This window comes from Deltaproteobacteria bacterium, assembly GCA_020848905.1.
GTDB lineage: Bacteria > Myxococcota_A > Polyangia.
In genome coordinates this window covers 39,552-62,739 of the sequence record JADLHG010000083.1, presented here as the reverse complement: position 1 = coordinate 62,739, position 23,188 = coordinate 39,552, and the positions used below count along the sequence as shown (strand labels likewise).

At 71.0% G+C, this 23,188-nt stretch carries 20 protein-coding genes; 10 read left to right on the top strand and 10 right to left on the bottom strand.

Translation table 11 applies throughout. The annotated features are described in order from the left end of the window. Positions 1–203: 203 nt before the first annotated feature. Positions 204–1,250 (bottom strand): hypothetical protein, encoded by a 1,047-nt coding sequence (locus IT371_31120; GenBank protein MCC6752144.1) that lies wholly within the window; start codon positions 1,248–1,250, stop codon positions 204–206. Beyond that, positions 1,250–3,622, bottom strand: coding sequence for a hypothetical protein (locus IT371_31115; GenBank protein ID MCC6752143.1), 2,373 nt, complete (start codon positions 3,620–3,622; stop codon positions 1,250–1,252). The genes IT371_31120 and IT371_31115 overlap by 1 nt, the downstream gene beginning before the upstream one ends. A 228-nt stretch (positions 3,623–3,850) precedes the next feature. Between IT371_31115 and IT371_31110 the strand changes: the two genes are divergently transcribed. From IT371_31110 to IT371_31100, 3 genes are all read left to right on the top strand, one after another. Further along, positions 3,851–4,276 carry a hypothetical protein gene (locus IT371_31110; protein ID MCC6752142.1) on the top strand — a complete coding sequence of 142 codons (426 nt, stop codon included), beginning with the start codon at positions 3,851–3,853 and terminating at the stop codon, positions 4,274–4,276. Positions 4,277–4,424: 148 nt separating this feature from the next. Then, positions 4,425–5,279: a type IV toxin-antitoxin system AbiEi family antitoxin gene (locus IT371_31105; protein MCC6752141.1), complete on the top strand. Its 855-nt coding sequence runs from the start codon at positions 4,425–4,427 to the stop codon at positions 5,277–5,279. Further along, entirely contained in the window at positions 5,276–6,079 is an 804-nt protein-coding gene (locus IT371_31100) for a nucleotidyl transferase AbiEii/AbiGii toxin family protein (GenBank protein ID MCC6752140.1), read from the top strand. Before IT371_31105 ends, IT371_31100 begins: the two co-directional genes overlap by 4 nt. On the opposite strand, the gene IT371_31095 is transcribed toward IT371_31100, so the two are convergent. Continuing rightward, positions 6,076–8,469 (bottom strand): hypothetical protein, encoded by a 2,394-nt coding sequence (locus IT371_31095; protein ID MCC6752139.1) that lies wholly within the window; start codon positions 8,467–8,469, stop codon positions 6,076–6,078. The genes IT371_31100 and IT371_31095 overlap by 4 nt on opposite strands. Before the next feature lie 252 nt (positions 8,470–8,721). Between IT371_31095 and IT371_31090 the strand changes: the two genes are divergently transcribed. Beyond that, positions 8,722–8,997 (top strand): type II toxin-antitoxin system Phd/YefM family antitoxin, encoded by a 276-nt coding sequence (locus IT371_31090; GenBank protein MCC6752138.1) that lies wholly within the window; start codon positions 8,722–8,724, stop codon positions 8,995–8,997. A 5-nt stretch (positions 8,998–9,002) separates the two neighbouring features. After that, positions 9,003–9,437, top strand: coding sequence for a putative toxin-antitoxin system toxin component, PIN family (locus IT371_31085; GenBank protein ID MCC6752137.1), 435 nt, complete (start codon positions 9,003–9,005; stop codon positions 9,435–9,437). A 39-nt stretch (positions 9,438–9,476) separates the two neighbouring features. Here IT371_31085 and IT371_31080 read toward each other — a convergent pair whose 3' ends face one another. Together IT371_31080 and IT371_31075 are read right to left on the bottom strand one after the other, a co-directional pair. Next, positions 9,477–11,309, bottom strand: a complete 1,833-nt coding sequence (locus IT371_31080; protein ID MCC6752136.1) for a hypothetical protein — start codon at positions 11,307–11,309, stop codon at positions 9,477–9,479. 146 nt (positions 11,310–11,455) lie between these two features. Beyond that, a complete protein-coding gene (locus IT371_31075; GenBank protein MCC6752135.1) occupies positions 11,456–12,286 on the bottom strand; it encodes a DMT family transporter in 831 nt (276 codons plus the stop codon). A gap of 300 nt (positions 12,287–12,586) precedes the next feature. On the opposite strand from IT371_31075, the gene IT371_31070 reads away from it, so the two are divergent. The 4 genes from IT371_31070 to IT371_31055 all read left to right on the top strand — a co-directional run bounded on the left by IT371_31070 (position 12,587) and on the right by IT371_31055 (position 16,833). After that, complete coding sequence (locus IT371_31070) at positions 12,587–14,062, top strand: right-handed parallel beta-helix repeat-containing protein (protein ID MCC6752134.1); 1,476 nt, start codon at positions 12,587–12,589, stop codon at positions 14,060–14,062. A 239-nt stretch (positions 14,063–14,301) separates the two neighbouring features. Next, on the top strand, positions 14,302–15,411 hold the full coding sequence (locus IT371_31065; GenBank protein MCC6752133.1) for an NAD(P)H-dependent oxidoreductase: 1,110 nt from the start codon (positions 14,302–14,304) through the stop codon (positions 15,409–15,411). Continuing rightward, positions 15,408–16,361: a glycosyl hydrolase gene (locus IT371_31060; protein ID MCC6752132.1), complete on the top strand. Its 954-nt coding sequence runs from the start codon at positions 15,408–15,410 to the stop codon at positions 16,359–16,361. The genes IT371_31065 and IT371_31060 overlap by 4 nt, the downstream gene beginning before the upstream one ends. A gap of 76 nt (positions 16,362–16,437) precedes the next feature. Beyond that, positions 16,438–16,833 (top strand): nuclear transport factor 2 family protein, encoded by a 396-nt coding sequence (locus IT371_31055; protein ID MCC6752131.1) that lies wholly within the window; start codon positions 16,438–16,440, stop codon positions 16,831–16,833. 31 nt (positions 16,834–16,864) lie between these two features. On the opposite strand, the gene IT371_31050 is transcribed toward IT371_31055, so the two are convergent. Genes IT371_31050 through IT371_31040 form a run of 3 tightly spaced genes read right to left on the bottom strand, consistent with a single transcriptional unit; the run spans position 16,865 to position 20,506 of the window. Beyond that, entirely contained in the window at positions 16,865–18,400 is a 1,536-nt protein-coding gene (locus IT371_31050; GenBank protein MCC6752130.1) for a hypothetical protein, read from the bottom strand. Beyond that, the gene (locus IT371_31045) at positions 18,397–18,846 is read right to left on the bottom strand and encodes a hypothetical protein (protein MCC6752129.1); all 450 of its coding nucleotides are present in this window, start codon (positions 18,844–18,846) and stop codon (positions 18,397–18,399) included. The genes IT371_31050 and IT371_31045 overlap by 4 nt, the downstream gene beginning before the upstream one ends. A gap of 34 nt (positions 18,847–18,880) precedes the next feature. Further along, complete coding sequence (locus tag IT371_31040) at positions 18,881–20,506, bottom strand: hypothetical protein (GenBank protein ID MCC6752128.1); 1,626 nt, start codon at positions 20,504–20,506, stop codon at positions 18,881–18,883. A 137-nt stretch (positions 20,507–20,643) separates the two neighbouring features. Between IT371_31040 and IT371_31035 the strand changes: the two genes are divergently transcribed. Beyond that, positions 20,644–21,537, top strand: a complete 894-nt coding sequence (locus tag IT371_31035; protein MCC6752127.1) for a hypothetical protein — start codon at positions 20,644–20,646, stop codon at positions 21,535–21,537. Here the strand turns inward: IT371_31035 and IT371_31030 are convergent. Both IT371_31030 and IT371_31025 read right to left on the bottom strand, forming a co-directional pair. Further along, the gene (locus IT371_31030) at positions 21,534–21,899 is read right to left on the bottom strand and encodes a 4a-hydroxytetrahydrobiopterin dehydratase (protein MCC6752126.1); all 366 of its coding nucleotides are present in this window, start codon (positions 21,897–21,899) and stop codon (positions 21,534–21,536) included. The two genes, IT371_31035 and IT371_31030, sit on opposite strands and share 4 nt — an antisense overlap. 95 nt (positions 21,900–21,994) lie before the next feature. Continuing rightward, on the bottom strand, positions 21,995–23,065 hold the full coding sequence (locus tag IT371_31025) for a transaldolase family protein (protein MCC6752125.1): 1,071 nt from the start codon (positions 23,063–23,065) through the stop codon (positions 21,995–21,997). Positions 23,066–23,188 lie beyond the last annotated feature (123 nt).

The following is a 23,188-nucleotide window of genomic DNA, read 5'->3' as shown; positions in this document are numbered from 1 at the left end:
CGGGGATCCTGCGGCGGATCGAGAGCGGCGAGGTGGGCGTAGCGGGCCTGGATGGAGAGCTCCTGGCTCTGACCAGCGTCTCCGCGCGCGACGCGCAACCTGGTCTGGAGCTCGCTATCGGAGAAGGATCTTGGGCTGGCCATCAATTCCTCCGGGGGCGACGGGGGTCAAGAATACGGCAGCCGGCTCGCGCGCTCTGCAGGTCACTCATCCCCCACCATGCACTCGCCGTAGTACGTCACCTTGATCGGCGGGCGGCGGCGGGCGAGCTTGCGGCTCGCGGGGGTGGTTTCGTGCTCGGCGCTGAGCGCGACTTCCTTGAGCGCGGGGAAACCCTTGAGGTGCGGGAGGAAGCCGGTGGCGGTGACGGAGGTCTCGGTGGCGTCGATCGACGCGAGGCGCGGGAGCTTCGCGAGATGGCGCAGGGCGGCGTTGGTCACGCGGGTGCCAAGGAGGACCAGGGTCTCGAGGGCGGGGAGGGACGACAGGGCGACGAAGCCTGCGCCGGTGACGGGGCTGTTGCTCAGATCGAGGAGCTCCAGCCGGACGAGCCCGCCGAGGGGCCGCAGGTCAGCGTCGCGGAGATGCCGGGTCTGGAGGCGCAGGGTGGTGAGGCTGGCGGCGGCACCAAGGTCCTTCATCAAGCCTGCCGCCAGGGGGAGATCATAGACGCCGAGAGTCGCGAGCCGCCGGAAGGCGGGCAAACAACGAAGCGCGCCGGAGCCGGCGCTACCGTCACGCACGGTAAGCTCGATGACGGGAAGCTTGGCGAGCGCGCAGAGGACCGTCTCCAGCGTCTGGCCGCGGACGCCCGAGGTGGTGAGGGTGACCTCGGTGATTTTCGGGTGCGTGGCGAGGCGCGCGAGCTGCTCGAGGGTGGAGTCGAGCGCCCTGTTCGTCCCAGCGAAGGAGATTCCCACGGTACGAGGAACCGCGGGTGTGGCGAGGAGCGCGTCGGTAACGGCCTTCGCGCAGCCCGGCCCGCGGACGCACGCGTCATGCACATAGACGGTCGTCGCCGGTCCGATCGCGGCCACGTCCGCGACCTTCGACACGCCCTTGGGCTCGGAGGCCGGCTGCGACGTGGGCTGCGACGTGGGCTGTGACGCGGCGTCGCTCGGGGCCGAGGCGGGCGGTACCTCGGAGCTCTGCGCGTAGGCGGGTCGAGATGCGAGGGCCGCTCCAGCGACGGCCAGGCCGCAGCAGAGGGCAACGTGCAGGCGGATGCTCGGACGGCGTGGCAGGCGCATCAGTTCTCCCCCTTCAACGTCGGGACCACGCCGAGGTCCCAGGTCACGGCCTGACCGCAGGCAATGCACAAGAAGCCGGAGAGCTCGTCGCCACAGCGACGGCATGGGATCTGGTAGCCGGGACACAGGCGGGGCGCGTGGAAGGCGTAGTTCACGGGCGTCGAGGAGTCGCAGCAGAACAGGAACGGGCGCAGATCGGCGCCACAACGGCAGCGGAGATCGAGCGGCCAGGGACAGGCGGTGGGCTCGAGGAGGCGCGTGAGCCTGCGCAGACCATCGCGCCAGTGCCGCTTGCGCTGCGAGGGGCGAGGGTCCTCGTCGCTCGCGACGGGCGGCGCGTCGCCGAGCCTGTGAGCCACGACGAGATTGTCGAGCTGCTCCTCGACCTCGCGGGCGGCCGCGTCGACCATCGCCTCCAGGGTCAGGCCCCGGGTGATGGCTCTGCGTAGGATGTCCGAGAGCGGCTGCGTGAGGTGGTCGCGATCCGGGCCGCCAGCAACGTACTCCAACACCGCGGCATGGATCCGGAAGGCGACGGCGCGCTCACTCGCTGAGAGCGCAGCGGTGAGAGCGGAAGTGATCATCCGCTGCTCGCGCGTGCCGCGCCGATCGACGTGCTCCAGCCAGCCCTGCAGGAAGGCCGGCTCGAGCGGTACAGCCACCGACGAAGAGGGACGGCCCCGGCGAAGGTGGTAATGGCAGAGGTCCTGCCCGAAGCGAAAGAACTCGGCCACCAGGGGCTCGAGGCGTAGGTCGCTCGGGATACGCGCCCCCTTCTGAAGTAGATCCGCGCCCCACGTCAGGATGCAACGCCGCTCCCACGCCATGAGATCTTGCACGGCCTCCGAGCCCCACATGGAGAGCGGCCCGCCGGGCGTGGTCTTCACGAGCTCGAGATCCCGCAACTCGTGCCCGGGGACGTTATCGAGGAGACGGACGGCCCACCGGGCCCGTGCGAAGGCATCGCGGGTCCATCGGCCTGGGGCATCGCCGGCGAAGAACTCGGCGTGAGCCAGATGGGCTCGCGCGCTGGCGGCGTCGTTGCGCCCCGTGGCGAGGAGCGAGCGGCTGGCGGCGATCCTGGCCGCTCCCTCGGGGTACTGGTCCTCGGGGACCAGCCGCGCCGCGCGAGCGAGCGAGTCCTCCGCCTGATCCCAGCGCTGGGCCGCCATCTCCCACTGCCCGCGCAGGACGTGGTGCAGCGCGTCCGACGCGGTGGCGCCCGGATCCAGGGCGGAGAGATCATCGAGGTAGCCAAGCGCACGCTCCGGGTCGCGCTCCCACTCGACGAGCAGGGAGAGGACCTTCATCAGGGCGGGTCGGTTCCGGGTGACGCGATAGCACGCGGCTGCCGCCGAGCCCAGGCCGAGAAGCTGCCCGACCGCGACCCGAGTCCGCGGAGCCATGTCGAGACGATCGATGGCCACCAGCATCAGGTTCCCGAGGGCGTAGCCACACTCGGGGATGGCGCCTACCGCCAGGAAAGACCTCAAGGCCTGTCGCTGATGCGTCGCGGCTGCCTTGATATCGGTCGGGCGCAGCGTCGCGCCTCGGACCATGGCGAGCTCTCCCGACGTCAGCGGGTCGTGCTGCCCGGCCGCGCAGGTTTCGGCCGCTGTCAAGAGCCGGTCCGCGTCCTTGGCGCTCCCCGCGGCGTGGTGCGCGAAGGCCAGGGCGGCGAGGCACCGGGCCCGCGTGCGCCAGGGGACCGAGGCGAGCAGCGGTTCGACGTCGGATCCGATGCGAAGAGCCTCCTCGTAGCGCTCCTGGTTATGGAGCGCCCTCCAGCGCAGCCGCGCGGCGTCCGCGCGATCCACGGGGTCGCGTAGCAAGCCTCGCGCGTCATCGAGCACAGCGAGCGTCTCGTCCGGTCGACCCGCGAGGCGAAGTGCCGCGGCGCGGTAGAGCACGAGCTGCGCCTGCCCCGGGGGGCCCAGGCCGTCCGGGCGCTGGGCGAGGATGACCTCGAGGTCCCCGGCCCGGAGGCAGCGCTCGAGCCAGCTCTCCAGCGGCTCCCCTTCCCCACGGGGCCCGGCGCCGGCCAGGGCCAGCTCCGCGAACGGGACCATCACCAGCTCGGACTCCGTGGCCACGGGGAGGAGGCGGCGGCGGTTGCAGCGCTGCCAGGCCGGATGCTCCACGGGCACGATGTAGCCGAGGGTCCCCGTCGGTTGCCCGTTCACCGGCGCGAGGAGCTGAACGCGCCAGCCGCAGAGCCACCGGACCAGCAGATCCCGTGCCAGCGGACCGTGCAGATCGATGCGGTCCTCGAGGTCGGCGAGCGACGGGCGGAAACTCGGGCCAGCGTCGGTCGAAGAGCGCGCTGCCGGCGACGGAGCATGCGCGGCGTCGAGCGTGCCAGGATTCGTCATCGAGGAACTCCTTGGGCGCGGACCTCCCTTTCGGGTGAGCCCGCGCGGGTCGCTCTCGTGGGCCGTCGGGGAACAGACGTCTGACCCCCCGCAAATCTGACAGCGCGACCCCGGACCTTCCTTGGAGGTTTTTGCGGGGCCGCTTCGCACCCTGTCAGATTTCCGCTCGTGGAACGTCTGGTCGATACGCAACGCGCCGCGCGCGAACGCCCGGCGAGGAGGACCGGCATGCTGAGCCAGATAGTGGATATCGCGCGTGACCCCGTGCGGCTGGTGCGCTTCCTCGGGCGGCTGGCCCGAGACCCCCGCGTGCCCGCGACGGCCAAGGCGAGCCTCGCCGGATCGGCCGTCTATCTATGGGTCGACGGCGATCTGATCTCCGACACGCTGCGCGTCGTGCCGGGCCTCGGGTACGTGGACGACCTCGCGCTGCTCGTGCACGGCGTGCGGGGGCTCGTGGCCGCCGCGGGGCCCGAGGTGGCGGCCGAGCTCTGGCCGGGAGACGAACGCTCGTTTCGACGCTCGATGATCGCCGTGGTGTGGCTCGACGAGCAGCTCTACGGCCGGGCCCGGGCCCTCGTGCGCGCCCTGCTCGGTCGATTGATCGGTGCGCCCGCGAGCGGGACGCCGCCGGTCGCGGCGCGCGGAGGCTGACGCTGTCAGCGACGGGAGGCGGGTAGAAAAGGCCGAAGTGGGGCCATGCGCGATAGCTGCCGGACGCTCGCGCCAAGCGCTGTTCGATATTGTTAAGGGGACGAAGAATGTCTCCTTATGCATACGATATTGCGAAGTGTCGCCGCATGTGCCATCGTGGACCGTGGTGACGGGAGCGCAGAACGCCGCGAAGGGTTCCCCGAAGCCTGCGAGGCCGCGGAGTCTCGCAGACCTGGTCGACTCGTTTCAGGCCAGCGGTCGCTACGTGCTGACGAAGGAGGATGCGGCTCGGTCGCTCGAGACGTCCGACGCCGCGCTCAAGAAGGCCGTTCAGCGTCTGGTCGCCAAGCGGCGCCTCGCGGTTCCCCGCCGCGGGTTCCTGGTTATCGTCCCGCTGGAGTATCGCGAGGCCGGGGCGCCCCCGCCGAGTTGGTTCCTCGACGACCTGATGAGGTTCTCCGGCCAGCCGTATTACGTCGGACTGCTCAGCGCAGCCGCACTGCACGGCGCCGCGCATCAGCAGCCGCAGGAGTTTCAGGTGATGACGAGCGGCCAGCTTCGGCCGCTCGTAGCAGGACGCGTGCGTCTCCGCTTCTTCCGGAAGCTCCACCTCGAACGCACCCCGACGGTCGAGATCAAGACGGAGACGGGCAGCATGCGCGTCGCCACGCCAGAAGCGACGGCCCTCGATCTCTTTCGGTATCTGGAGGGGGCAGGACATCTCGGCCACGTCGTCACGGTGCTCGAGGAGCTCGCCGAACGACTCGACGCGGAGCGATTGCTCCAAGTCGCCCGGACTGACGGGGAGCTGGCGAACGCTCAGCGGCTGGGCTACGTCCTCGAGCAGCTTGGGGCGGGCGAGACGGCGTCGGAGCTCGCAGGGTGGATCGCGAAGAGCCGCTGCCGCTACGTTCCGCTGCGAAGCGATCGGGGCGTTCGATCGGCCAAGAAGGACTCTCGCTGGCGGATCCTCGTGAACGAGAAGGTGGAGACCGAGCCATGATTCCCCGAGCCCACATCACCGCCTGGCGGTCGCGAGCGCCGTGGTCGACGGACGCTCAGGTTGAGCAGGACCTCGTGGTGTGCCGTGCGCTCGTCGAGCTCTACTCGGACGACCTTCTGGCTCGTGAAGTAGCGTTTCGGGGAGGCACCGCGCTCCACAAGCTCTTCTTCGACCCACCCGGCCGATACTCGGAGGACATCGACCTTGTGCAAGTGAATGCGGGGCCTATCGGACCTGTCATGAGTGCCATCCGGGCCCGACTGGACCCCTGGCTGGGGAAACCGCAATGGAAGCAGGGTCAGGGCCGCATGACATTCGTCTACCGCTTCGATTCGGAAACGAGGCCCCTCACCCCCCTCAAGCTCAAGGTGGAGACCAACACGCGGGAACATGGTCGCGTGCTCGGTCCGCGACGAACGAGGTTCGTGGTTGAAAGCGGCTGGCACGGTGGCGCGGCGGACGTACTCACCTACGAGCCAGAGGAGTTGCTTGGAACAAAGCTCCGGGCCCTCTATCAGCGGAAGAAGGGGCGAGACCTCTTCGATCTCTCGGAGGCTTTGGAGCGCGTCGTCGGACTGCAGCCGGAGAAGATCGTCGCCTGCTTCAGGCAGTACCTGGCGAACGAAGGCCGACACGTCACCCGTGCGGAGTTCGAGCGGAACATGGCTGAAAAGATCGACGACAAGGTCTTCCTTAGCGACGTGCCACCGCTGCTCGTGACCGGGGCGTCCTTCGATGCGGATCGCGCACTCGAGAGGGTGCAGGACGCTCTACTTTCTCTCCTGCCCGAACCGGCCTAGTTCTCCCCCTTCAGCGTCGGGACCACACCGAGGTCCCAGGTCAGGACCTGGCCGCAGGCATCGCAGCGAAAGCCGTGGAGCTCGCCGCCGCAGAGGTCGCAGGGGATGACGTAGCCCCCGCGCAGGCGGGGCGCATGGGCGGCGTAGTCCACCGGCTGCGTGTGGTCGCAGCAGAAGATGTACGGGCGCAGATCGGCGCCGCAACGGCAGCGGAGATCGCGCGGCCAGGGACAGGCGGTGGGCTCGAGGAGGCGCGTGAGGCTGCGGAGCTGGTCGCGCCAGTTCCGCTTGGGCTTGGAGAAGCGAGCCTGGGCCTGGGCGAGCAGAGGAGCTTCGATGCCCGAATCGGTCGGCGGCTCGCCGAGCTCGTGGGCCACGGCGCGCGCGTTGAGCTGCTCCTCGACCTCGCGCGCGGCGGCGTCGACCATCACCTCCAGGGTCAGGCCGCGGACAAGGGTCACGCGCAGGATGTCGGTGAGCAGCTCTCGGGGCCGAGCGAGCTCGGGGTCCTCGCCGAGGCACGTGGCGACGGCAAACTGGATCGGCAGCGCGGCGCCCACCTCGCCGGCGGAGAGCGCCGTGTTGACCGCGGCGCTGACCAGGGCGTGCTCTCGGGTCTCCGGATGTTCGAGCTGTGCGAGCCAGCGGCGCAGGATGCCCGGGCCGAGGGGCACGGCCACCGAGGGGGATGGCCGGCCACGCCGAAAGAAGACGTGCGCGAGGCACCGGCCGTGGCGGAAGAGCGTGCCCACCAGGTGGTCGAGGTCCAGCTCGAGCAAGGCCGGGTCCAGCGCCGAGAGCCCGTCGCTCGCCCACTCCACGATCGACGCCTGCTCCTGCTCCAGGAGCTCGCGGACGGACGCGGAGCCCCAGTGGGAGAGCGCGCCGCCAGGCACGGACTGCGCGAGCGCCAGGTCGCGAAGCTCGGGCCCGGGAAGGTCCGACAGGAACTCCACAGCCCACCCGGCCTGCCCGAGCGTGTCACCTGTCGCCGAATCGTGCATGTCCCCCACGAGCGCCTCAGCGTGCGCGAGGTGGGCTCGTGCGGCGGCTTCGTCGCTGCGCCCCGTGGCGAGGAGCGAACGCCGCGCGGCGATCTTGGCGGCTCCCTCGGGATCTTCGTCCTCGGAAATCAGGTGCGCGGCGCAGGCGAGCGAGGCCTCCGCCTGGTCCCAGCGCTGGGCCGCGAGTTCCCTCTGCCCGCGCACGAAGTGGTGCAACGGGTCCGACGCGGTGGCGCCCGGATCCAGGGCGACGAGCTCATCGAGCTGGTCGAGCGCTCGCACGGGGTCGCGCTCTTTCTCGACGAGCAGGGAGAAGACCTTCTGCAGGGCGGGCCGATTCCGCGCGACGCGAAAGCAGGCCGCCGCCGCCGAGCACAGGCCGAGGAGCCTCCAGACCACCTCCCGGCTCGGCGGCCCCGCGTCGAGGCGATCCATGGCGAGCAGCATCAGGTTGCCGAGGGCGTAGCCGCACTCGGGGATGGCCCCCGCCGTCTGGAAATGCCGCAGCGCTGCTGTTTGACTCACGAGGGCGGCTTCGGGAGCTGACCCGCGGAGGAGGCAGCCTCGAACCAGGGCGATTTCCCCGGACGTCAGCGCGTCACCAGGTTCGGCGGCGCAGCTCTCGGCCTCGGTCAACAGCCGACCCGCGTCCTCGGCGCGCCCCGCGGCGTGATACGCAAAGGCCAGGGCCGTGAGAAAGCGACCCCGCGTTCGTCCGGAGACCGAGGCAAGCAGCGGCTCGACCTCGCGTCCAACGAGGAGCGCCTCTGCAGGTCGCTGCCGGTCCCGGAACGCGCCACAACGAAGACGCGCGGCGTCCACGCGCTGCTCCGATGTCTGAAACAGGCTTCGCGCGTCAGCGAGCGCGGAGAGCGTCTCCTCCGGTCGCCCCGCGTGGCGCAGCGCCGCGGCACGATAGAGCGCGAGGTGCGCCTGCGCCGAAGGGGCCAGGCCGTCCGGGCGCTGCGCGAGGATGACCTCGAGGTCCCCGGCCCGCAGGCAGCGCTCGAGCCAGCTCTCCAGCGACTCCCCCACCTCGCGGGGCCCGGCGCCGGCCATGGCCAGGTCTGCGAACGGGACCATCACGAGCTCGGAGCCGGCCTCCACGGGGAGCAGGTGGCGGCGGTTGCAGCGCTGCCAGGCCGGGTGCTCCATGGGCACGACGTGGCCAGGGGTGCCAGCCGGTCGACCGTTCACCGGCGCGAGGAGCCGAACGCGCCAGCCGCAGAGCCAGCCGACGATCGGGTCCTCCTCGAGCGGGCCGTGAAGATCGATGCGGTCCTCGAGGTCGGCGAGCGACGGACGGAGACTCGGGCCAGCGTCGGTCGAAGGGCGTGCCGCCAGGGACGGACCGGGCGCGATGTCGAGGGTGCCAGGGTTCGTCATCGAGGACCTCCGTCGGCGCAGACCTCCCCTTCGGGTGAGCCCGCGCGGATCGCTCTCGTGAGTCGTCGGGGGCCAGACGGCTGACCCCCCGCGCATCTGACAGCGCGACCCCGGTCCTTCCTTGGAGGTTTTTTGCGGCGTCGCAGAGCCAGACGCAGCGTGTCGAGAGCGCGGGAGCCAAGAATCTCGGTCGATGCCGGTAGAACGGACCACGGTGCTCAACTATGATAGTTGTAGATGTTGGAGGATGTGATGACACGAACGATCTCCACCATGGAGGCCCGACGGCAGCTCGGTGACATCCTGAACCGGGTCGCTCTGCGCCACGACCAGTACATCATCGAGCGCAAGGGAGTAGCGCTCGCCGCGGTGGTGCCCGTCGAGAGGCTGGAGCAAATGCAGCGGGCAGCTACGATGCACCTATTGGAGCTGCTCGACCGACAGGAGCCGTCGCTCTCGCAACGTGAGGCCGACGACCTGGCCAACGAGGCGAAGCACCGGAGCCGACCCCGGCGGCGCCGAGGCTGAGACCGGTGCGCGTCGTTCTGGACGCCAACATCTTCGCCTCCGCCCTGATGCGGCCTCAGGGTCCTCCAGGGCAGATCCTACGACTCTGTCTCCATCAGCGTGCGTTCGAGCTGGTGCTGTCTCCAGCCATCCTGGAGGAAGTTGGCCGGCTGCTCGGATACCCACGCGTGCGAAAGCGCATCATTGCGTCGAACAGGGACCTCGAGCTCTGGCTGGCTGCGCTGGAGGCCGTCGCGGTACCCGTAGAGGGCACGCTGGAAACGCACGCTGTGGCCGCGGATCCCGAAGACGACAAGTACCTCGCGGCCGCCGTGGAAGGCATGGCGGAGCTCGTGGTGAGCGGCGACAACCACCTGCTGGCTCTGGGCAGCTACCAGGGGATCCGGATCGTGGCCGCACGCGCCTTTCTGGACCTCTTGAGGCGCCTCGGGGACGAATGAGCGCGTGCCCTCGGCAAGAGCGCGGTCGCCGGCCGCGAACTACCGCCTCGGCGGCAGCGACGTCAAGAGCGCGAGCTCGAGGTCGAAGCCGAGGAGGAGCGCGGGACGGACGAGGTCGCTCGCCTGCTGGAGCGCGGCGCGATCGAGGGTGCCGCGCGCGGCGAGGCGGAAGCGCTGCTCGAGGTGCCGGGCGAGGCCGGCAAGGCAGCCAGGATGGAGCTCGGCCAGTCGCTGGTGGTAGCGCGCGAGGAGGGCGCCCTCGGCGGAGCTCGCAGCGCGGCTGCGCCAGAACCAGGCCTCGGCCGCCTCGAGCGTCGCGTGCGTCGGCAAGGGGAGGCGCGCGAGTCCCGCAGCGGGCTCCGAAAGCACCCTCCGCGCCAGACGCGCACCCCAGCCGGCCCACTCGCGGGCCTGGACCAGCGAGACTCCGGGCGCAGCCACGAGCTCGTCGTCGAAGCGGTCGAGGAGAGACGCCGCCCCAGAAGCAGAACCCGAACCCGCGCCCGAACCCGCAGCCCCTCCCGCAGCCCCTCCCGCGCCCGAACCCGCAGCCGCTCCCGCAGCCCCTCCCGCAGCCCCTCCCGCAGCCCCTCCCGCAGCCGAACGCGCCGGCGCCCGCGCGAGCAGGCCGAGCGACGCGGGGGGGATGCGCCCGAGCTCGACGAGAAGCGGGGCCAGGCGGCCGGGGATGGGCCGATCCAGGTGCTGCGCGAGGAGGGCAGCCTCGGCCTCGCAGCTCGCGCGACGGACCGGGTCGGTCTCGAGGCGGCAAAGCTCGGCCAGGGCCGCCAGCAGATCACCGGCGCAGCCCGCGTGGCGCGCGCAGCAGGCAGCCGCGGCCAACGTGGCGACCTTCACCGGATGACCCGGACCGCCGTCCGTCGCCGCGGCGAGCCGGGAGAAGAGCCGACCCGCGAGGTGCAGGGCCGTGCCGCCGCGCAGGACACGCAGCCCCTCCGTCGCCCGAGCCGCCGCCAGCTCCGGTCGCCGCGCGAGGAGCGCGAGCCGCGCGAGAGCGAGCTGAACGAGGGCCAAATCCGACGGCGTGGAGCCGCGCAGACGCAGGTCGGCGTCGTCGAGCAGCGCGTGCAGCCGCGGCAACTCGGGGGCAGGACTCTCGAGCTCCGCGAGCGCGAGCCGCACGAGGTAGCGACCTCGCTCGGGCACCGAGGCCGAGGCGAGCAGGCCCGCGGCCTCCTTCCCGGCGAGCTCCAGGGCCGCCTCGGGGTCCCCCGCCAGACGCCGCACCTCCATGCGCAGCGAGAGGCCGTCCAGACCGAAGGCCCGGACCGCGCCCGCATGCTCGATCCCGCGCAGCTCCTCGAGGCCCGCCTCGGGGAAGCCGAGCTCGGCCAGCGCGACCGCGCGGCAGAGCAGGCGCGCGTGCTCGCGACCGGTGAGCTCGAGATCCGGCGCGAGCGCGAGCACCGTCCCGAAGGCCCCGAGGCGCAGCGCGAAGGCGGGCTGCTCGACGCGCCAGCGCTGCAGATCGAGCGCCGGCCGCGCCCTCACGAAGCGCAGCCGCGCGAACGGCACGTCGGCCACGCCCGCGGCAAACCGCACCGGCAACGTCGCGCCCTCCGCCGACTCGGGCAGCGTCGCGCCCGCGGCGGCTTCAAGCGACGCGAAGCCACGTCGCCCGGTGAGCTCGCCCTCCGGGTGGAGCTCCTCGACCTCCTGCGCCGCGAGCCAGTCGAGGATCGGCCTGCCCCCCTCGCTCCGCAGGGGAAGCCGACCGGCCAGCTCCGCCAGCGACGGACGGCCCGCCTCCCCGAGCGCCGCGAGCTCGTGCACCCAGGAGCTCGTCCGCTTCCCGAGGAGCGCGAGTCGCGAGGCCTCGATCAACGCGCCTTTGAGCCCGTAGTGCGTCATGCGTGCTCCACCTGCTCACCCACGGGGCCGCGTCCCAGCGCACGAGAGGACGCTTCGCCCGCTCAGAATCTGACACGCGCGAAGGTCGAACACCCGTCCCGGCGGTGCGGAAGCGCACCGGGCCGCCCGGGAGCTGTAGCGGTGTTCTACGAGTGTTGGTCGACGCTCGCCCGGCGGCTCATCCCGAGCAGCAGGCTCGACCCGACGATGAGCGCGCTCCCGAGCCAGGAGAGCAGGTCGGGTAGCTCCCCCCACAGGGCCCAGCCGAGCACCAGCGCCACGGCCAGCTGCACGCTCCCCACCGTGGCCACCACGGGAGCCTCCTCGCGCGCGTAGGCGGTGGTCATGAGGATCTGCCCCAAGGTGGCCGAGAGGCCCGCGCCCGTGAGGAGCCCCAGGTCGAGCGGGCTCGGCCGCACGAAGCGTGGCAGCGCGAGCAGCCCCCCCACGAGGACCCCGGCGAGCGAGAAGAAGGTCACGATCAGCTCCGGCGAATCGGAGCTGGAGAGGCGCCGGACGGTGATGTGCGCGAGGGCGCTGAGCAGCGTGGCGAGGAGCGCGGCGAGCACGGCGGGACTCACGAGCTGCGCGCTCGGCTTGGCCACGAGAATCACCCCGACCCCCCCGACGAGCATCGCCAGCGCGGCGCTCTTCGCGGTCCGCTCCTTGAGCCAGAGGCGCGCCAGCACCGCGACGAGGATCGGCTGGGTCAGGGAAACCACCGTCACCTCCGCGAGCTTGCCCCGCTGCAGGGCGTAGAAGGTGCAGAGCATGGCGGAGAGCCCGTAGAAGCTGCGCAGCACCATCAGCGAAGGGCGCCGGGGGCGAAGCGAGACCCGGCGACGCACCAGGAGTCCCGCGAGGAGCGGCAGCCCGAGGAGGCTCCGGAAGAAGACCGCCTCCTCGTAGGGGATGCGCAGCCCGAGCGCCTTGACGAAGGCCCCCATCGCAGCGAAGGCCACGCACGCCGCGGCCATCAACGCGGCGCCGCTCCAGGGTCGGCGGGATGAACGGGCGGGCTCCAGCACCGGCGTCGTCTCCGTGGTCTCCGCGCGAACCGTAACACCGAAGCGGCGTCCGCGAGGCCTTGGCCCCCACCGCACACCATGACCACGGGAGGTCCAGGCCACGCCGTGGCAGCCGAAAGGCGCCGGCACCCCGCCCGGCACGCAACGTGAAAGCATCCACGTCGACCCCCATCGCTGGCCTTCCCCGGGAGACGCAACGCGTCAGGCGCTGACCTCCCGCGCCAGGGCCCGCCTCAAAGGAGCCACCTCGTGCCAACACGTCGCGTGCTGCAAGCCATCACCTGCTCGGCCTGTCTTGGCCTGGCACTACTCGCAAGCTCCTGCGGCTCGCCCGCCACGGGCGGCGGCGATGGTGCGACCTCGGACGCCAGCGGCGCGGCGCTCGACGACGCGGGTCTTGCCGCGCGAGGCGACGCGGGGGGCGGCAGCCCGGGAGACGCGGGAAGCGGCAGCCCGGCAGAGGCGGGAAGCGGCAGCCCGGGAGACGCGGGCCTCGCCGGGGACGGGCCTACCGGCGGGACCCGGAAAGACGGTGGCGCGACCCAGAAGGACAGCGGCGCGACCCAGAGAGACAGCGGCGGGCCCGGCCCCGTCGGACCGAGCCCCGTCGATACCTCGTGCGGCAGCGGAACCCTGCTCAAGGTGCCCTCCGTGCACAAGACCATCGGGGCAGCGCTGACGGCAGCCAAGGAGGGCGACACCATCCTGGTGGAGCCGGGCGCGTACGCGATCGGCACCCTGACCATCGCCAAGAAGCGCATCACCCTCACCTCCAGCTATTGCTCGACCAAGAACGCGGCCGACGTCGAGGCGGTTAAGCTGACCGGCAAGGTGGTCTTCGCCGCGAAGACCGCCGACGGCGGCAGGCTCCTCGGAGTAACGGTGCTCGAGCCGAACGGCAAGGACACGATCCAGCCCCGGGCGGCAGGCACGCAGATCCTGTTCAACCGCCTGATCGCCGCCAACGACGTCGTCGCGCTGGACGGGCAAGCGGGGCCGGTCGTCATCCACGGCAACTACATCAAGAGCAACGGCGGCGACGACAACATCGACATCGACGGGATGTTCGACGTGACGATCGAGAACAACACGCTCGACACGGCCGCGCAGGACGGCATCGAGATGCGCTTCCATCCTGGCATCACGAAGCTGCAGACGGTGATCATCCGCGGCAACGTGATCAAGGACCCGAAGCAGGACGCGATCCAGTTCATGGACGGCTACGGCGCCGACCCCAAGCTGCGAAAGATCCGCATCGAACGCAACGTGCTGCTCCGGACCGGGACCGCCGGCGTGGGCATGAACCACCAGTCGGACAGCAGCCAGAGCTACCTCGGCGAGCCGATCAAGGAAGAGATCGTGGTGCTGAACAACAGCTTCATCGAGTGCGGCGCGGGCATCTCCGGGGGGGCCAATGCGCTGGTGGGAAACAACCTCTTCAAGGGCATCAAGACGCGCGCGCTGTGGAAGGTGGCCGGAACCTCGCAGGTGGTGAGCAACCTCTTCTTCGGCAACGCCAAGGATCAGGAGCAGTCCACGCTGGACCCCACAAAGAACCTCGTGGGCAGAGACCCGCTGCTCGGCGCCGACTTCACCCTCGGGGCCGCGAGCCCGGCGATCGATGCGGGCAAGTCGTCCTTCTCCTTCGGCGGGCAAACGCTCTCGGTCACGTCGGGCTTTCAGAAGGGGGCCGCGCCGGATCTGGGGGCGCTGGAGAAGCAGTAGCCTCAGGGAGGGCTCGCCGCGAACGGGAACCCCCACCTCGACTGACCGCCTTCGCCAAGACGACCAAGGAGGACCGCGACGCGCGCTGCAAGGTGGCCGCGTACACGAGCTACAACAAGGCGGGGCCCGGCTCGCAGACCACCGATGAAGCCTGCCGCGCGAATTGCCGCGAGGTAGCAAACTACGGCGTGGAGATCACGTGCGACACGCCGCCGTAGGGCGGGACGGCAGGAGGCTCGATGACCGCGCGGGAGCAGGAGGAGTGGCAGGACGTCGGCTCGGTCGAGGCGCTCTCGCAGAGCGCGCTGCAGCAGATCCTGGTGGGCGGGACCCGCGTGGCCCTGAGCTACCGGGACGGCACCTTCGGGGCCATCCACGGCACCTGCAACCACGCGGGGGGCCCCCTCGGCAAGGGGACGCTCGACGAGAACTACGTCGTCTGTCCCTGGCACCAGTGGAAGTTTCACCGCCTCGAGGGACAGGGCGAGCGCGGCTTCGAGGAGGACGTCGTGCCGGCCTATCGGGTGCGGGTCCGCGAGGGACGGGTCGAGGTCAGCGCGCGGCCCCACACGAAGCGCGCGCGGAAGCCGCACGCACCGCACCCGCTCGCGCGTCCCGTCGCGCGCCAGCCGGGCCCGCCCCGGGTGGTCGGCATCTCGACCACGGCCATGCAGGCCGACCACCCGAGGTACTCCACCTCGGACGCGCTGCTCGAGGCGGCCGTCGCTCACGCGGCCTCACGCGGCCACGAGACGCGGCTCCTCCGCCTGCGCGAGCTCTCCTTCCGCCACTGCGAGGGGTTCTACTCCAAGGCGGCGCGCGCCTGCACCTGGCCCTGCTCGATCACCCAGATGGATCCCGCGGATCAGCTCGACCAGGTGTACGAGGCGCTGGTGCACTGGGCGGATGTCTTCGTCGTCGCCACGCCCATCCGGTGGGGCGCGCCGAGCAGCCTCTACTTCAAGATGGTGGAGCGCATGAACTGCATCCAGAACCAGACGACCATCGCGGGCAAGGTCCTGCTCCAGAACAAGGTGGTGGGCGCGATCATCACCGGCGGTCAGGACAACGTGCAGGCCGTGGCGGGCCAGCTGCTGGGGTTCTTCGGCGAGCTGGGCTGCCAGTTCCCGCAGTTCCCGTACATCGCGCACTCACGGGGCTGGAGCGCCGAGGACATGGAGCGTAACGTGGAGGTCGTGAAGCGGAGCGAGGAGCTGACCCAGGCCGCGCGCGAGCTGGTGGAGCGCGGCCTCGACCTCGCGACGCGGCTCATCGCCACCACGCCCGGGCCCCTTTCCCGAGGGGGGCGCAAGGGAAGGTCCTCGGGAACCACCGGAGAGAACGCATGACCAGGTACCGCTCACGAGGTCTCACGATCCTGGGGCTCGCCCTCTGCGCGTGCAGCGCGAGCTCGTCGACGACGAACCCACCCGACGGCGGCGGGCACCAGCACAGCCACGATGGACCGGTCCACACCTCGGACGCGGCTCCGGGCGCCGTCGTCACCTTCAGTCACGCGCACGGGCTCGGCTTCGCGGCGAACGGGACCCTCTTCCTGCCCGCGCACGATGGTTTCCGCACCTTCGCCGCCGGACACTGGAGCAGCCCGAACCTGCCCCGGCACGACTACATGGGCTACTCCGCCACGCGCGAAGGGTTTTACAGCAGCGGGCATCCCGACCCCGCCTCCTCCGAGCCGAACCCGTTCGGCGTGGTGAAGAGCACTGACGGCGGCAAGACACTCACGCGGCTGGCCTTCAGCGGGCAGATCGACTTCCACGTGATGGCCGTAGGCTACGACAGCCACGCGATCTACGTCTTCAATCCCGCGGCCGCCGGGACGCTCGCCGTGGGACCCCACACGAGCGCGGACGACGGGAAGAGCTTCTCGCCCTGCGCCGCCCGAGGCCTCTCCGGCGCGCAACCGCTGCAGCTCGCCGTGCACCCGAGCGACCCGGCGATGGTGGCCGCCGTCACGCGCGGCGGGCTCTTCCTCTCGTCGAACAGTGGCGACGACTTCACCCGGGTCGACGGCGGCATCCAGGTCACGGCCGCACACTTTCCTCCGGGGGGCAAGACGCTCCTCTTCGGGGCCACCGAGCTCCGCGAACTCGACCTCGCGAGCAAGGCGGCGAAGCCCGTGGCCTCTCCGACGCTCGCGGGCGCGGCGCTGTCGTACATCGCGGTCAGCCCCACGGGAGTCACGGCGCTCGCCACCACCACCCTCGATATCTACCTGTCCGGCGCCGGGTCGGAGTGGAGGCGCATCGGCGAGCGGGGCAGCGGCTACGATCGCTGAGCCGCGACGGCCCGGAGGTTAGAGCTCCGCCAGGAGCTGGCCGAGACTCGCGAGCTCAAGAAGCAGGAGGAGGACGATGAAGAGGCAGAGCCTGGAAGCAGTGATCGAGCGCTTTCTCGACGCCTGGAACTCGCAGGACGTCGAGCGGGTCGTGGCCTGCTACACGGAGGACGTGCGCTATCGCGACCCGAACACCCGCGGTCACGTTGAGGGGCGAGACGCCCTGCGGCGCTATCTGCGGAAGCTCTTCGCGGCCTGGCAGATGACCTGGGCCCGGCGCGAGGTCTTCGCGCTCGGGGAGACGGAGGGAGTGGCCTTTCTCTGGCGCGCGACCTTCCGCCGGCCCGGCGGCGAGCAGGTGATCGAGGCCGACGGCATGGACCTGGCCGTGCTGCGTGGCGACGAGCTCGCGCGCAACGAGGTCTACTTCGACCGGGCGGTCCTGGCGCCACTGCTCGGGACAGGGGGCTAGGGGGTGTCGCTAGCTCGCCGGCCGATCGGAGTCACTCCGGCAGGAGCTTCCAGGCGAAGAAATTGAGCCCCGGTGAAACGAGCGTCGTTCCGTCGAGCACCAGGGTGCCGCGGAACTGCCCTGCCAGATGCAGCGCCTTGCCTGGGCCTGAGGCGAGCGCGTAGCCCCCGTCGTTGCCGAGACCGCCGGCCGACCGGAGCCAGGCCAGCTTGCCGTCGAGAGTGAATGCGCCGAGGAGCAGATCCTCGGCTCCGACGGCGTTGAGGGTGGCCGGCCCATGAACCAGCATCTCCTCGAAGGTCCCGGTCACGAAGAGCGCGCCGCTCGCACCCACGACGAGCCCGTTTCCTGCGTCCGCCGCCGGACCGCCGACAGCCACGGCCCATTCGGGACGGCCATCTCCGGCCGAGAAGCGCGCCAGCATGAGGTCCTGCAGGCCGCTGCACTTGAGTCGCGTGCTCCCGACCACCATCTGCTCGGAGAAGCGACCCGTCATGAACAGCGCCTCCTCGTGCGCGTCGAGGGCCACGGCGCGCGCCTCGTCGTAGCTGCCGGCGCCACCGAATCCGCGGGCCCAGAGGAAGTCACCGGCGGGCGAGAGCTTGGCCACGAAACCGTCGTAGGCCCCTTGACCCAGCAGGCTCTGCGGGCCCAGGCGCGCCTCGCCGTAGAACTGACCACCGAGGTAGACGCCTCCGCTGGGCCCCACCGCCAGACTGGTCAGGAGGTCGGTGTTCGGTCCGCCGCCTCGCACAACCCAGCGGACCTGTCCCGTGGGCGAGAGCCGCGCCACGCAGATATCCGAGCTACCGGCGGAGACGACCCGCTCGGCGTCGAAATGCGCCGTGCTGGAACAGCTGCCGCCGAGGATCAGGTCACCCTCGCGCGTGACGGCCAACGCATGCGGCCACTCCTCGGCGTCGCCCCCGAAGCGCTTCAGCCAGCGCACCTCGCCATCGGGGGATAGCTCTGCGAGCAGCATGTCGTCCGGAAGCACGTCGGGAACAGTCGGAGGCGCTGGCACGCTCTTGACCGCGTAGGCGCCAAGGGTGGCCTCCCCGATGAACCCGCCGGCGACGTAAATCGCGCGGCCGTCGGGGGAGACCGCAATCGCAGAGCCCGCCGAACGATGGGCGCCCGTGGTCTGCCGCACCCAGAGCGGGCGACCCTGGGCATCCAGCTTCGCTACGAAGAGCGTCTCCGGATCGTAGGGAGCCGACAGCACGAACGAGCCGAGTGTGCCGGTGCCCGCGAAGGCACCCGTGAGGTAGGTATTCCCCACTCCATCGACCGCGACGCTCGACGGGAAGGCGGCGTAGAGGCCGCTCGCGGCGCGCGCAAAAACTCCGCGATAGCTGGGAATCGCGGGTCCCGCCGCATCGGGCGCAGACCCGTCGCGCCGCGCGACATCGAACAGGGGCACTGCATCTCGCGCTCCCCCGTCGGTCGAGGGCCCTCGCGCATCGACCCCGCCGCTCGAGGTGTTCGCGCAGCCGGCGGCGACGGAAAAAAGCACCAGCGCGAGCTGCGGGACCACGGCTTTCGTGCAGACCGTCGCGCTCGTCATCCCCCTCCTCGCGGACCGAGGGCGAGGGGCTCAGGTCGTTCTTCGGCCTCGGAAAGATCGTCGCTCAGCACCCGCGACACGACGCGATCCGTGACCTCCGACAGGTAGTCTCGCAGGGTCTGATTGATCTCGCTGAACTCGGGCCACAGGGTCTCGTCCACGAAGCGCCGCGAGACCTTCACCATCACCGTGGTGTGGCGCTGCCCGCGGTAGCGATACGGCTGCAGGTCGTAGCGCCGAAGGAGCGCGACGAGCACGCGGCGGGACCAGAGATCGGCGAGCGTGAACTTGTACTCGATGGGCGGGTCCGCGCGCTCGACGGTGCGCAGGCGCTCGAGGATACGCTGGCGCGCGTGGTCGGCGGCGGCGCGCTCACCGGGCGTCGTGGCGCCCGAGAAGAGCGCCTCGATGAGCCGGAGCTTTTCGATCAGCTTGGCTTCGTCCATCTCGCCTCCGGCGCGGGAGCCCGCGCGAACGAGCTCACGGCGCCGCCACGGTCACGGGCCACTCCTCGGCGGCGGCGTACTCGATCCACCACGTCGTGCCATGACCGGCGCCCAGGCTCTGCTGCACGCTCCAGCACGCGGCCTTCCCGTCGGAGCTCACGTGGAACCAGTCCATGGATTGGTAGCCGCTCGTGCCGCGCACCACGAGCTTCGCTTCGCCTCGCGCGAGCTCCACGACGTAGAGCCCCGTCGAGAACTTCTTGGCCGGGTTGCCGTAGCCGGTATTGACGTGGCCGGCGAAGCTGAGCCGCGTCCCGTCGCGCGAGAAGCGCACCTCGGACCAGGCCAGATTGGTCCCGCCGGCCGGGGGCAGGCCGACCGCCTCGCGAAGCTGGGACTTGAGCCCCGCCGAGAGGAGCCGCGCGGCGCCGCCGGTGCGCGGCACGAGATAGAGGTCCTCGGTGTCGTCCGGGTCCTCGGCCGCGAGCTTCGCCGCCGTGACCACCGCCACCTGCGAGAGATCGGGCGAGAAGGCCCTCAGCTCGCGGAGCTCGAACGGAGTGCCGTTCTCCGGCAGCTTGAAGACCGTCCCCGAGCCCCCGGCCGTTGTGTTGACCAGCCGCAGCTCGAGGCCGCCGCCTTGCAGTCCGCGCTTCGTCGTGTCCACCGCCAGCACGGCCGTCGCCCCGTCGGCGGAGAGCCCGAGCGGCGTGCACCCCACGGCTCCTTTGCCCGTGTCGCCGACCCGCAGCAGACGCCCCGCGCGCAGATCCTTCACGTAGCACTGCGTCTCGTCGGTCCCTTCCGATCCGTCGGTGGGCTTCGGCTGGCGGTAGACCGCCGAGGTGAGCACCTGCAGGCCGTCCGCGCTGACCCCGAGGCCGTGAAGCTCCATCTGCGGCCAGGCCTCGGCCGAGGTGAAGACCGGCTCCGGAGCGCCGCCCGTCAGGCCCACGCGGTAGAGGAGCGACTCGTTCACCGAGGGGCTCGGCGCGTTGAGGCGCAGCCCCACGACGAGCCCCGTGCTGGTCTGCTCGCGCAGGTAGCTCGACCCGAGCGCCTGGGGCGTCGAGGCCGAGGGTACCGGCGAGAGCAGGCCGGTGAGCGTGGCCGTGGCCGGGACGAAGCGCAGGAGCTGTTCGTTCGGCACGGTGACCTCGCCGAGGCGGGTGGCGACGCTCAGCATCACCACCGAGCCGTCGGGCAGAAACGAGGGATAGCGCGCGACGAGGCGGGCCCTCCCGCTCGTCCCCACGCCCTTGAGCGGGAGCTGCACTTGCCCGGCGCTTCCCGCCGCGTGCGCGACGAGGGTGGCCTCGTAGCTCCGGGCCTCCGTGGGCGAGAAGCTCAGGCTCGCGAGCACGGAGCCCCCGGCAAACCACTGCTGTCCGAGCTTGAACGCCGACGCGTCCGGGCCCTCGAGCCGCACCACCGCGGTGGCCGCCCCGTCGAGCGGCGTCAGCGTGACCGTCTTCACCGGGCGCTCCGCGTCCGTGACCAGCGCCGCGCGACCGAAGTCGAGCACCGCCGGGAGCCCCTCGAGGCTCAGCCCCGACAGCTCGGGGCCCGGGCCGCCGCCGGGCCCGCCGCTGCAGGCGGAGTGCAGCGCCAAGAAGGTGAGACCGTGGAGCAGAACCCGGGTGATCCTGGAAGCTGACATGGCGCCTCGACCGTCGCCTCCGCAGTCTATCATCGCGCGGCACCGTCACGCCGCGGCGCGCCGGTCTCTTTGCGGCATGCGCGCGCGCCGCGCCGTCGTTGCGGTGGTGGGGTGGACCGCATTAGAATTGGTAGAGCGTGGTCCACGAAACCAGCAGTTCCCCGACGGACCTCTCGGGCTCCCGCGCCCGTCGCGGCCGTCCGGGCGTTTCTGCCGCCGCGCTGGGCGTGGTCGTCCTCGCCGGCGCCACCCTGATCGCCGGATGCTCGGCCTCCTCGCGGCCCTATGCGTGCTCCACCGGGAGCCAGTGCCTGCGCGGCGGCGAGACCGGGACGTGCGAGGCCTCGGGGTTCTGCAGCTTCGCCGACACCTCCTGCCCGTCAGGGCGACGCTACGGGGAGCTCTCGGCCGAGCTGACCAGCCGATGCGTCGAGGTCGCGACCGACGGAGGAAGCGGCCCGTTCTCCGACGCGCACGTGGCATCGGACCTGGACGCCTCCGGGGACACCGGGGTGGGAACGGACTGGGGGACCCGCGACAGCTCGGACGCGGACGCGAAACCCGACGACGCCCGAAAGGCGGACGCGCTCGCGCGCGACGGAAGCTCCGCTCGCGATGGCAGCTCCGCACGCGATGGCAGCGGAGCAATGGATAAGGGCGGAAAAACGGACCAGAACCCGCTCCCCTGCGTGTGCGTCCCCGGCACGGTGGAGACGGGCCTGACTCAGAGCTGCGGCGATTGCGCGCAGCAGACGCCCACGCGGCAGTGTGGCCAGAGCTGCCAGTGGGAAGCGTGGGTCCCCGGCAACTGCAGCTCCACCTGTTCCGGCACGGCGAGCTGCGATAGCTGCAGCAAGGTCGCCTGCGACGGGAGCACCGGCTGCAAGCGGACCTGCGTGAAGAAGGCCGGCGTTGCGTGCACCTGGGACAACGGGACCAACCACCGCTGCTGCACGACCGGAGGACAGCGCGGGTGGCAGTGGTGCCTCTCGTCGTGCAGCTGGAGTCCGTGCGAGGTCCACGCCTGCTAGCGCGAGCGGTCCTCGTCCCGGCGTCCCTCAGCGGTCTCCCAGAGCAGGTCGATCTTCGCGGCCAGCACGAAGTCGCTCTCGGTGAGGCCGTCGATCTTGTGGGTCCAGATCTCGACGCCGACCTTCCCCCAGGCGAGATGGAGGTCCGGGTGATGCCCCTGGTCCTCGGCCAGCGCTCCCACGCGGTTCACGAAGCGCAGGGCCGTGGCGAAATCCACGAAGCCGAACTCGCGCTCCAGGTGGTGCCGGTTCTCGACCCGCCACGCGGGGACCTCGGCGTGAAGCGGCTGGATCGCGTCCCCCGAGAGCGGAGGAACGCCGCCACGACATGGAATGCATTGCTTCTGTGCGAGCTCGGTCATGAGCCTCCCCTGTTGCGCCCCCGGCGCTTACGAGGGAAAGATGACCCCGAAAGTCCGCCCCGGCACCCGCACCCGATCGTTTTCCGACGCAGAGGCTAGAGCGGCAACATCACGGCCCGCACGAGCCGCAGGAGCTTTTCGTAGCCGTCCAGAAACTGGTGGAGGGTCTTGGTGGCCGCGCCGAAGGAGACGAAGGCCTCGTGTGCGAGCCCGTCTTCGTCGTAGGCGCGCACGAAGTCGGGAAACGCGGTGCGAAGCGACTCCACCACGGCTTCGGACACCGGCTCGTCGATGCGCGGCCGCACCTCGACTCCCGAGGCGTTGAACTTCTCCTGCCACGCGGGCGGGATCGTCACGATCAGATCGCCTCCCACGAACTCGGACCAGTGGTGGTGGCTGCGCATCGCCGCGGCGAGCAGCGTGGCGCGGTAGCCGCGCTCCTTGAAGAGCCGGTACGCCTTGCGCATCACCGCCGTCGAGGCCTGCCGCACCTGCTCGGCCTCGATGGTGAGGTTCTGCGCCGCGGCCTGGTCGCGCAGGTGATCGTCGAGGCGCCCGACCATGATCGTCACCCAGCAGGCGATGCGCGTCACGTCGCGGCCGGCCCAGTCCGCGCGATCCAGCCCGCGCTCCATCGCCTCCGCCACGGCGAGGGCCTGCGGCACGGTGAAGAGCACGGTGGCGTTGACCGACACGCCGTGCGCTACGAGCTCCTCGATGGCCTGGAGACCCCCCTCGACGGCCGGCACCTTCACGGCCATGTTGGGCCGCAGCTCGGCGAAGCGTCGCCCCTGCGCCACCATGGCCTGCGCGTCGGGGTAGAGCCGCGGGCTGACCTGCATGCAGATCCAGCCGCGCCGCGCCGCGTGGGCCTCCCAGATCGGGCGCAAGAGGTCCGCGCCACGCGTGGCCGCCTCGCTGACCAGCCGCCAGGCGAGCTGCTCCTCGGTCTCCGCCCGGTGATCGCGCCGGAGCCGCGCCACGAACTCGAGCCAGCGCGGGCGGTCGGCGTCGATCGCCTCGAGCACGATCACCGGGTTCGTGGTCGCGCCGGTGGCCCCGTGCTCGATGGCCCGACGCAGGCTCTGCTCCTCGCAGCTGTCGTTCCAGAACTGGGTCGGCTGCTCGAGCGTCATCTGATGTAGCAGCGACTTCGGGTGCGTCATGTCGGCTCCTTGGGCTTCGGGCCGGGCCCTTGGTCAGACGCCCGCCGCTGTGCCACCTGGCACTCTCTGGCACAGCCATCGGCCACCGGCTCGCGCGCCCGCGGTCATCATCCTGCTAGGTTG

What these genes read in the sequence shown, in the direction of transcription:
- IT371_31110 (MCC6752142.1), top strand. Translation starts at nt 3,851, where the DNA reads ATGCTGAGCCAGATAGTGGATATCGCGCGTGACCCCGTGCGGCTGGTG.
- IT371_31050 (MCC6752130.1), bottom strand. Translation starts at nt 18,400, where the DNA reads ATGACGAGCGCGACGGTCTGCACGAAAGCCGTGGTCCCGCAGCTCGCG.
- IT371_31030 (MCC6752126.1), bottom strand. Translation starts at nt 21,899, where the DNA reads ATGACCGAGCTCGCACAGAAGCAATGCATTCCATGTCGTGGCGGCGTT.
- IT371_31040 (MCC6752128.1), bottom strand. Translation starts at nt 20,506, where the DNA reads ATGTCAGCTTCCAGGATCACCCGGGTTCTGCTCCACGGTCTCACCTTC.
- IT371_31090 (MCC6752138.1), top strand. Translation starts at nt 8,722, where the DNA reads ATGACACGAACGATCTCCACCATGGAGGCCCGACGGCAGCTCGGTGAC.
- IT371_31060 (MCC6752132.1), top strand. Translation starts at nt 15,408, where the DNA reads ATGACCAGGTACCGCTCACGAGGTCTCACGATCCTGGGGCTCGCCCTC.
- IT371_31120 (MCC6752144.1), bottom strand. Translation starts at nt 1,250, where the DNA reads ATGCGCCTGCCACGCCGTCCGAGCATCCGCCTGCACGTTGCCCTCTGC.
- IT371_31065 (MCC6752133.1), top strand. Translation starts at nt 14,302, where the DNA reads ATGACCGCGCGGGAGCAGGAGGAGTGGCAGGACGTCGGCTCGGTCGAG.
- IT371_31095 (MCC6752139.1), bottom strand. Translation starts at nt 8,469, where the DNA reads ATGACGAACCCTGGCACCCTCGACATCGCGCCCGGTCCGTCCCTGGCG.
- IT371_31080 (MCC6752136.1), bottom strand. Translation starts at nt 11,309, where the DNA reads ATGACGCACTACGGGCTCAAAGGCGCGTTGATCGAGGCCTCGCGACTC.
- IT371_31055 (MCC6752131.1), top strand. Translation starts at nt 16,438, where the DNA reads ATGAAGAGGCAGAGCCTGGAAGCAGTGATCGAGCGCTTTCTCGACGCC.
- IT371_31115 (MCC6752143.1), bottom strand. Translation starts at nt 3,622, where the DNA reads ATGACGAATCCTGGCACGCTCGACGCCGCGCATGCTCCGTCGCCGGCA.
- IT371_31100 (MCC6752140.1), top strand. Translation starts at nt 5,276, where the DNA reads ATGATTCCCCGAGCCCACATCACCGCCTGGCGGTCGCGAGCGCCGTGG.
- IT371_31075 (MCC6752135.1), bottom strand. Translation starts at nt 12,286, where the DNA reads ATGGCCGCGGCGTGCGTGGCCTTCGCTGCGATGGGGGCCTTCGTCAAG.
- IT371_31025 (MCC6752125.1), bottom strand. Translation starts at nt 23,065, where the DNA reads ATGACGCACCCGAAGTCGCTGCTACATCAGATGACGCTCGAGCAGCCG.
- IT371_31045 (MCC6752129.1), bottom strand. Translation starts at nt 18,846, where the DNA reads ATGGACGAAGCCAAGCTGATCGAAAAGCTCCGGCTCATCGAGGCGCTC.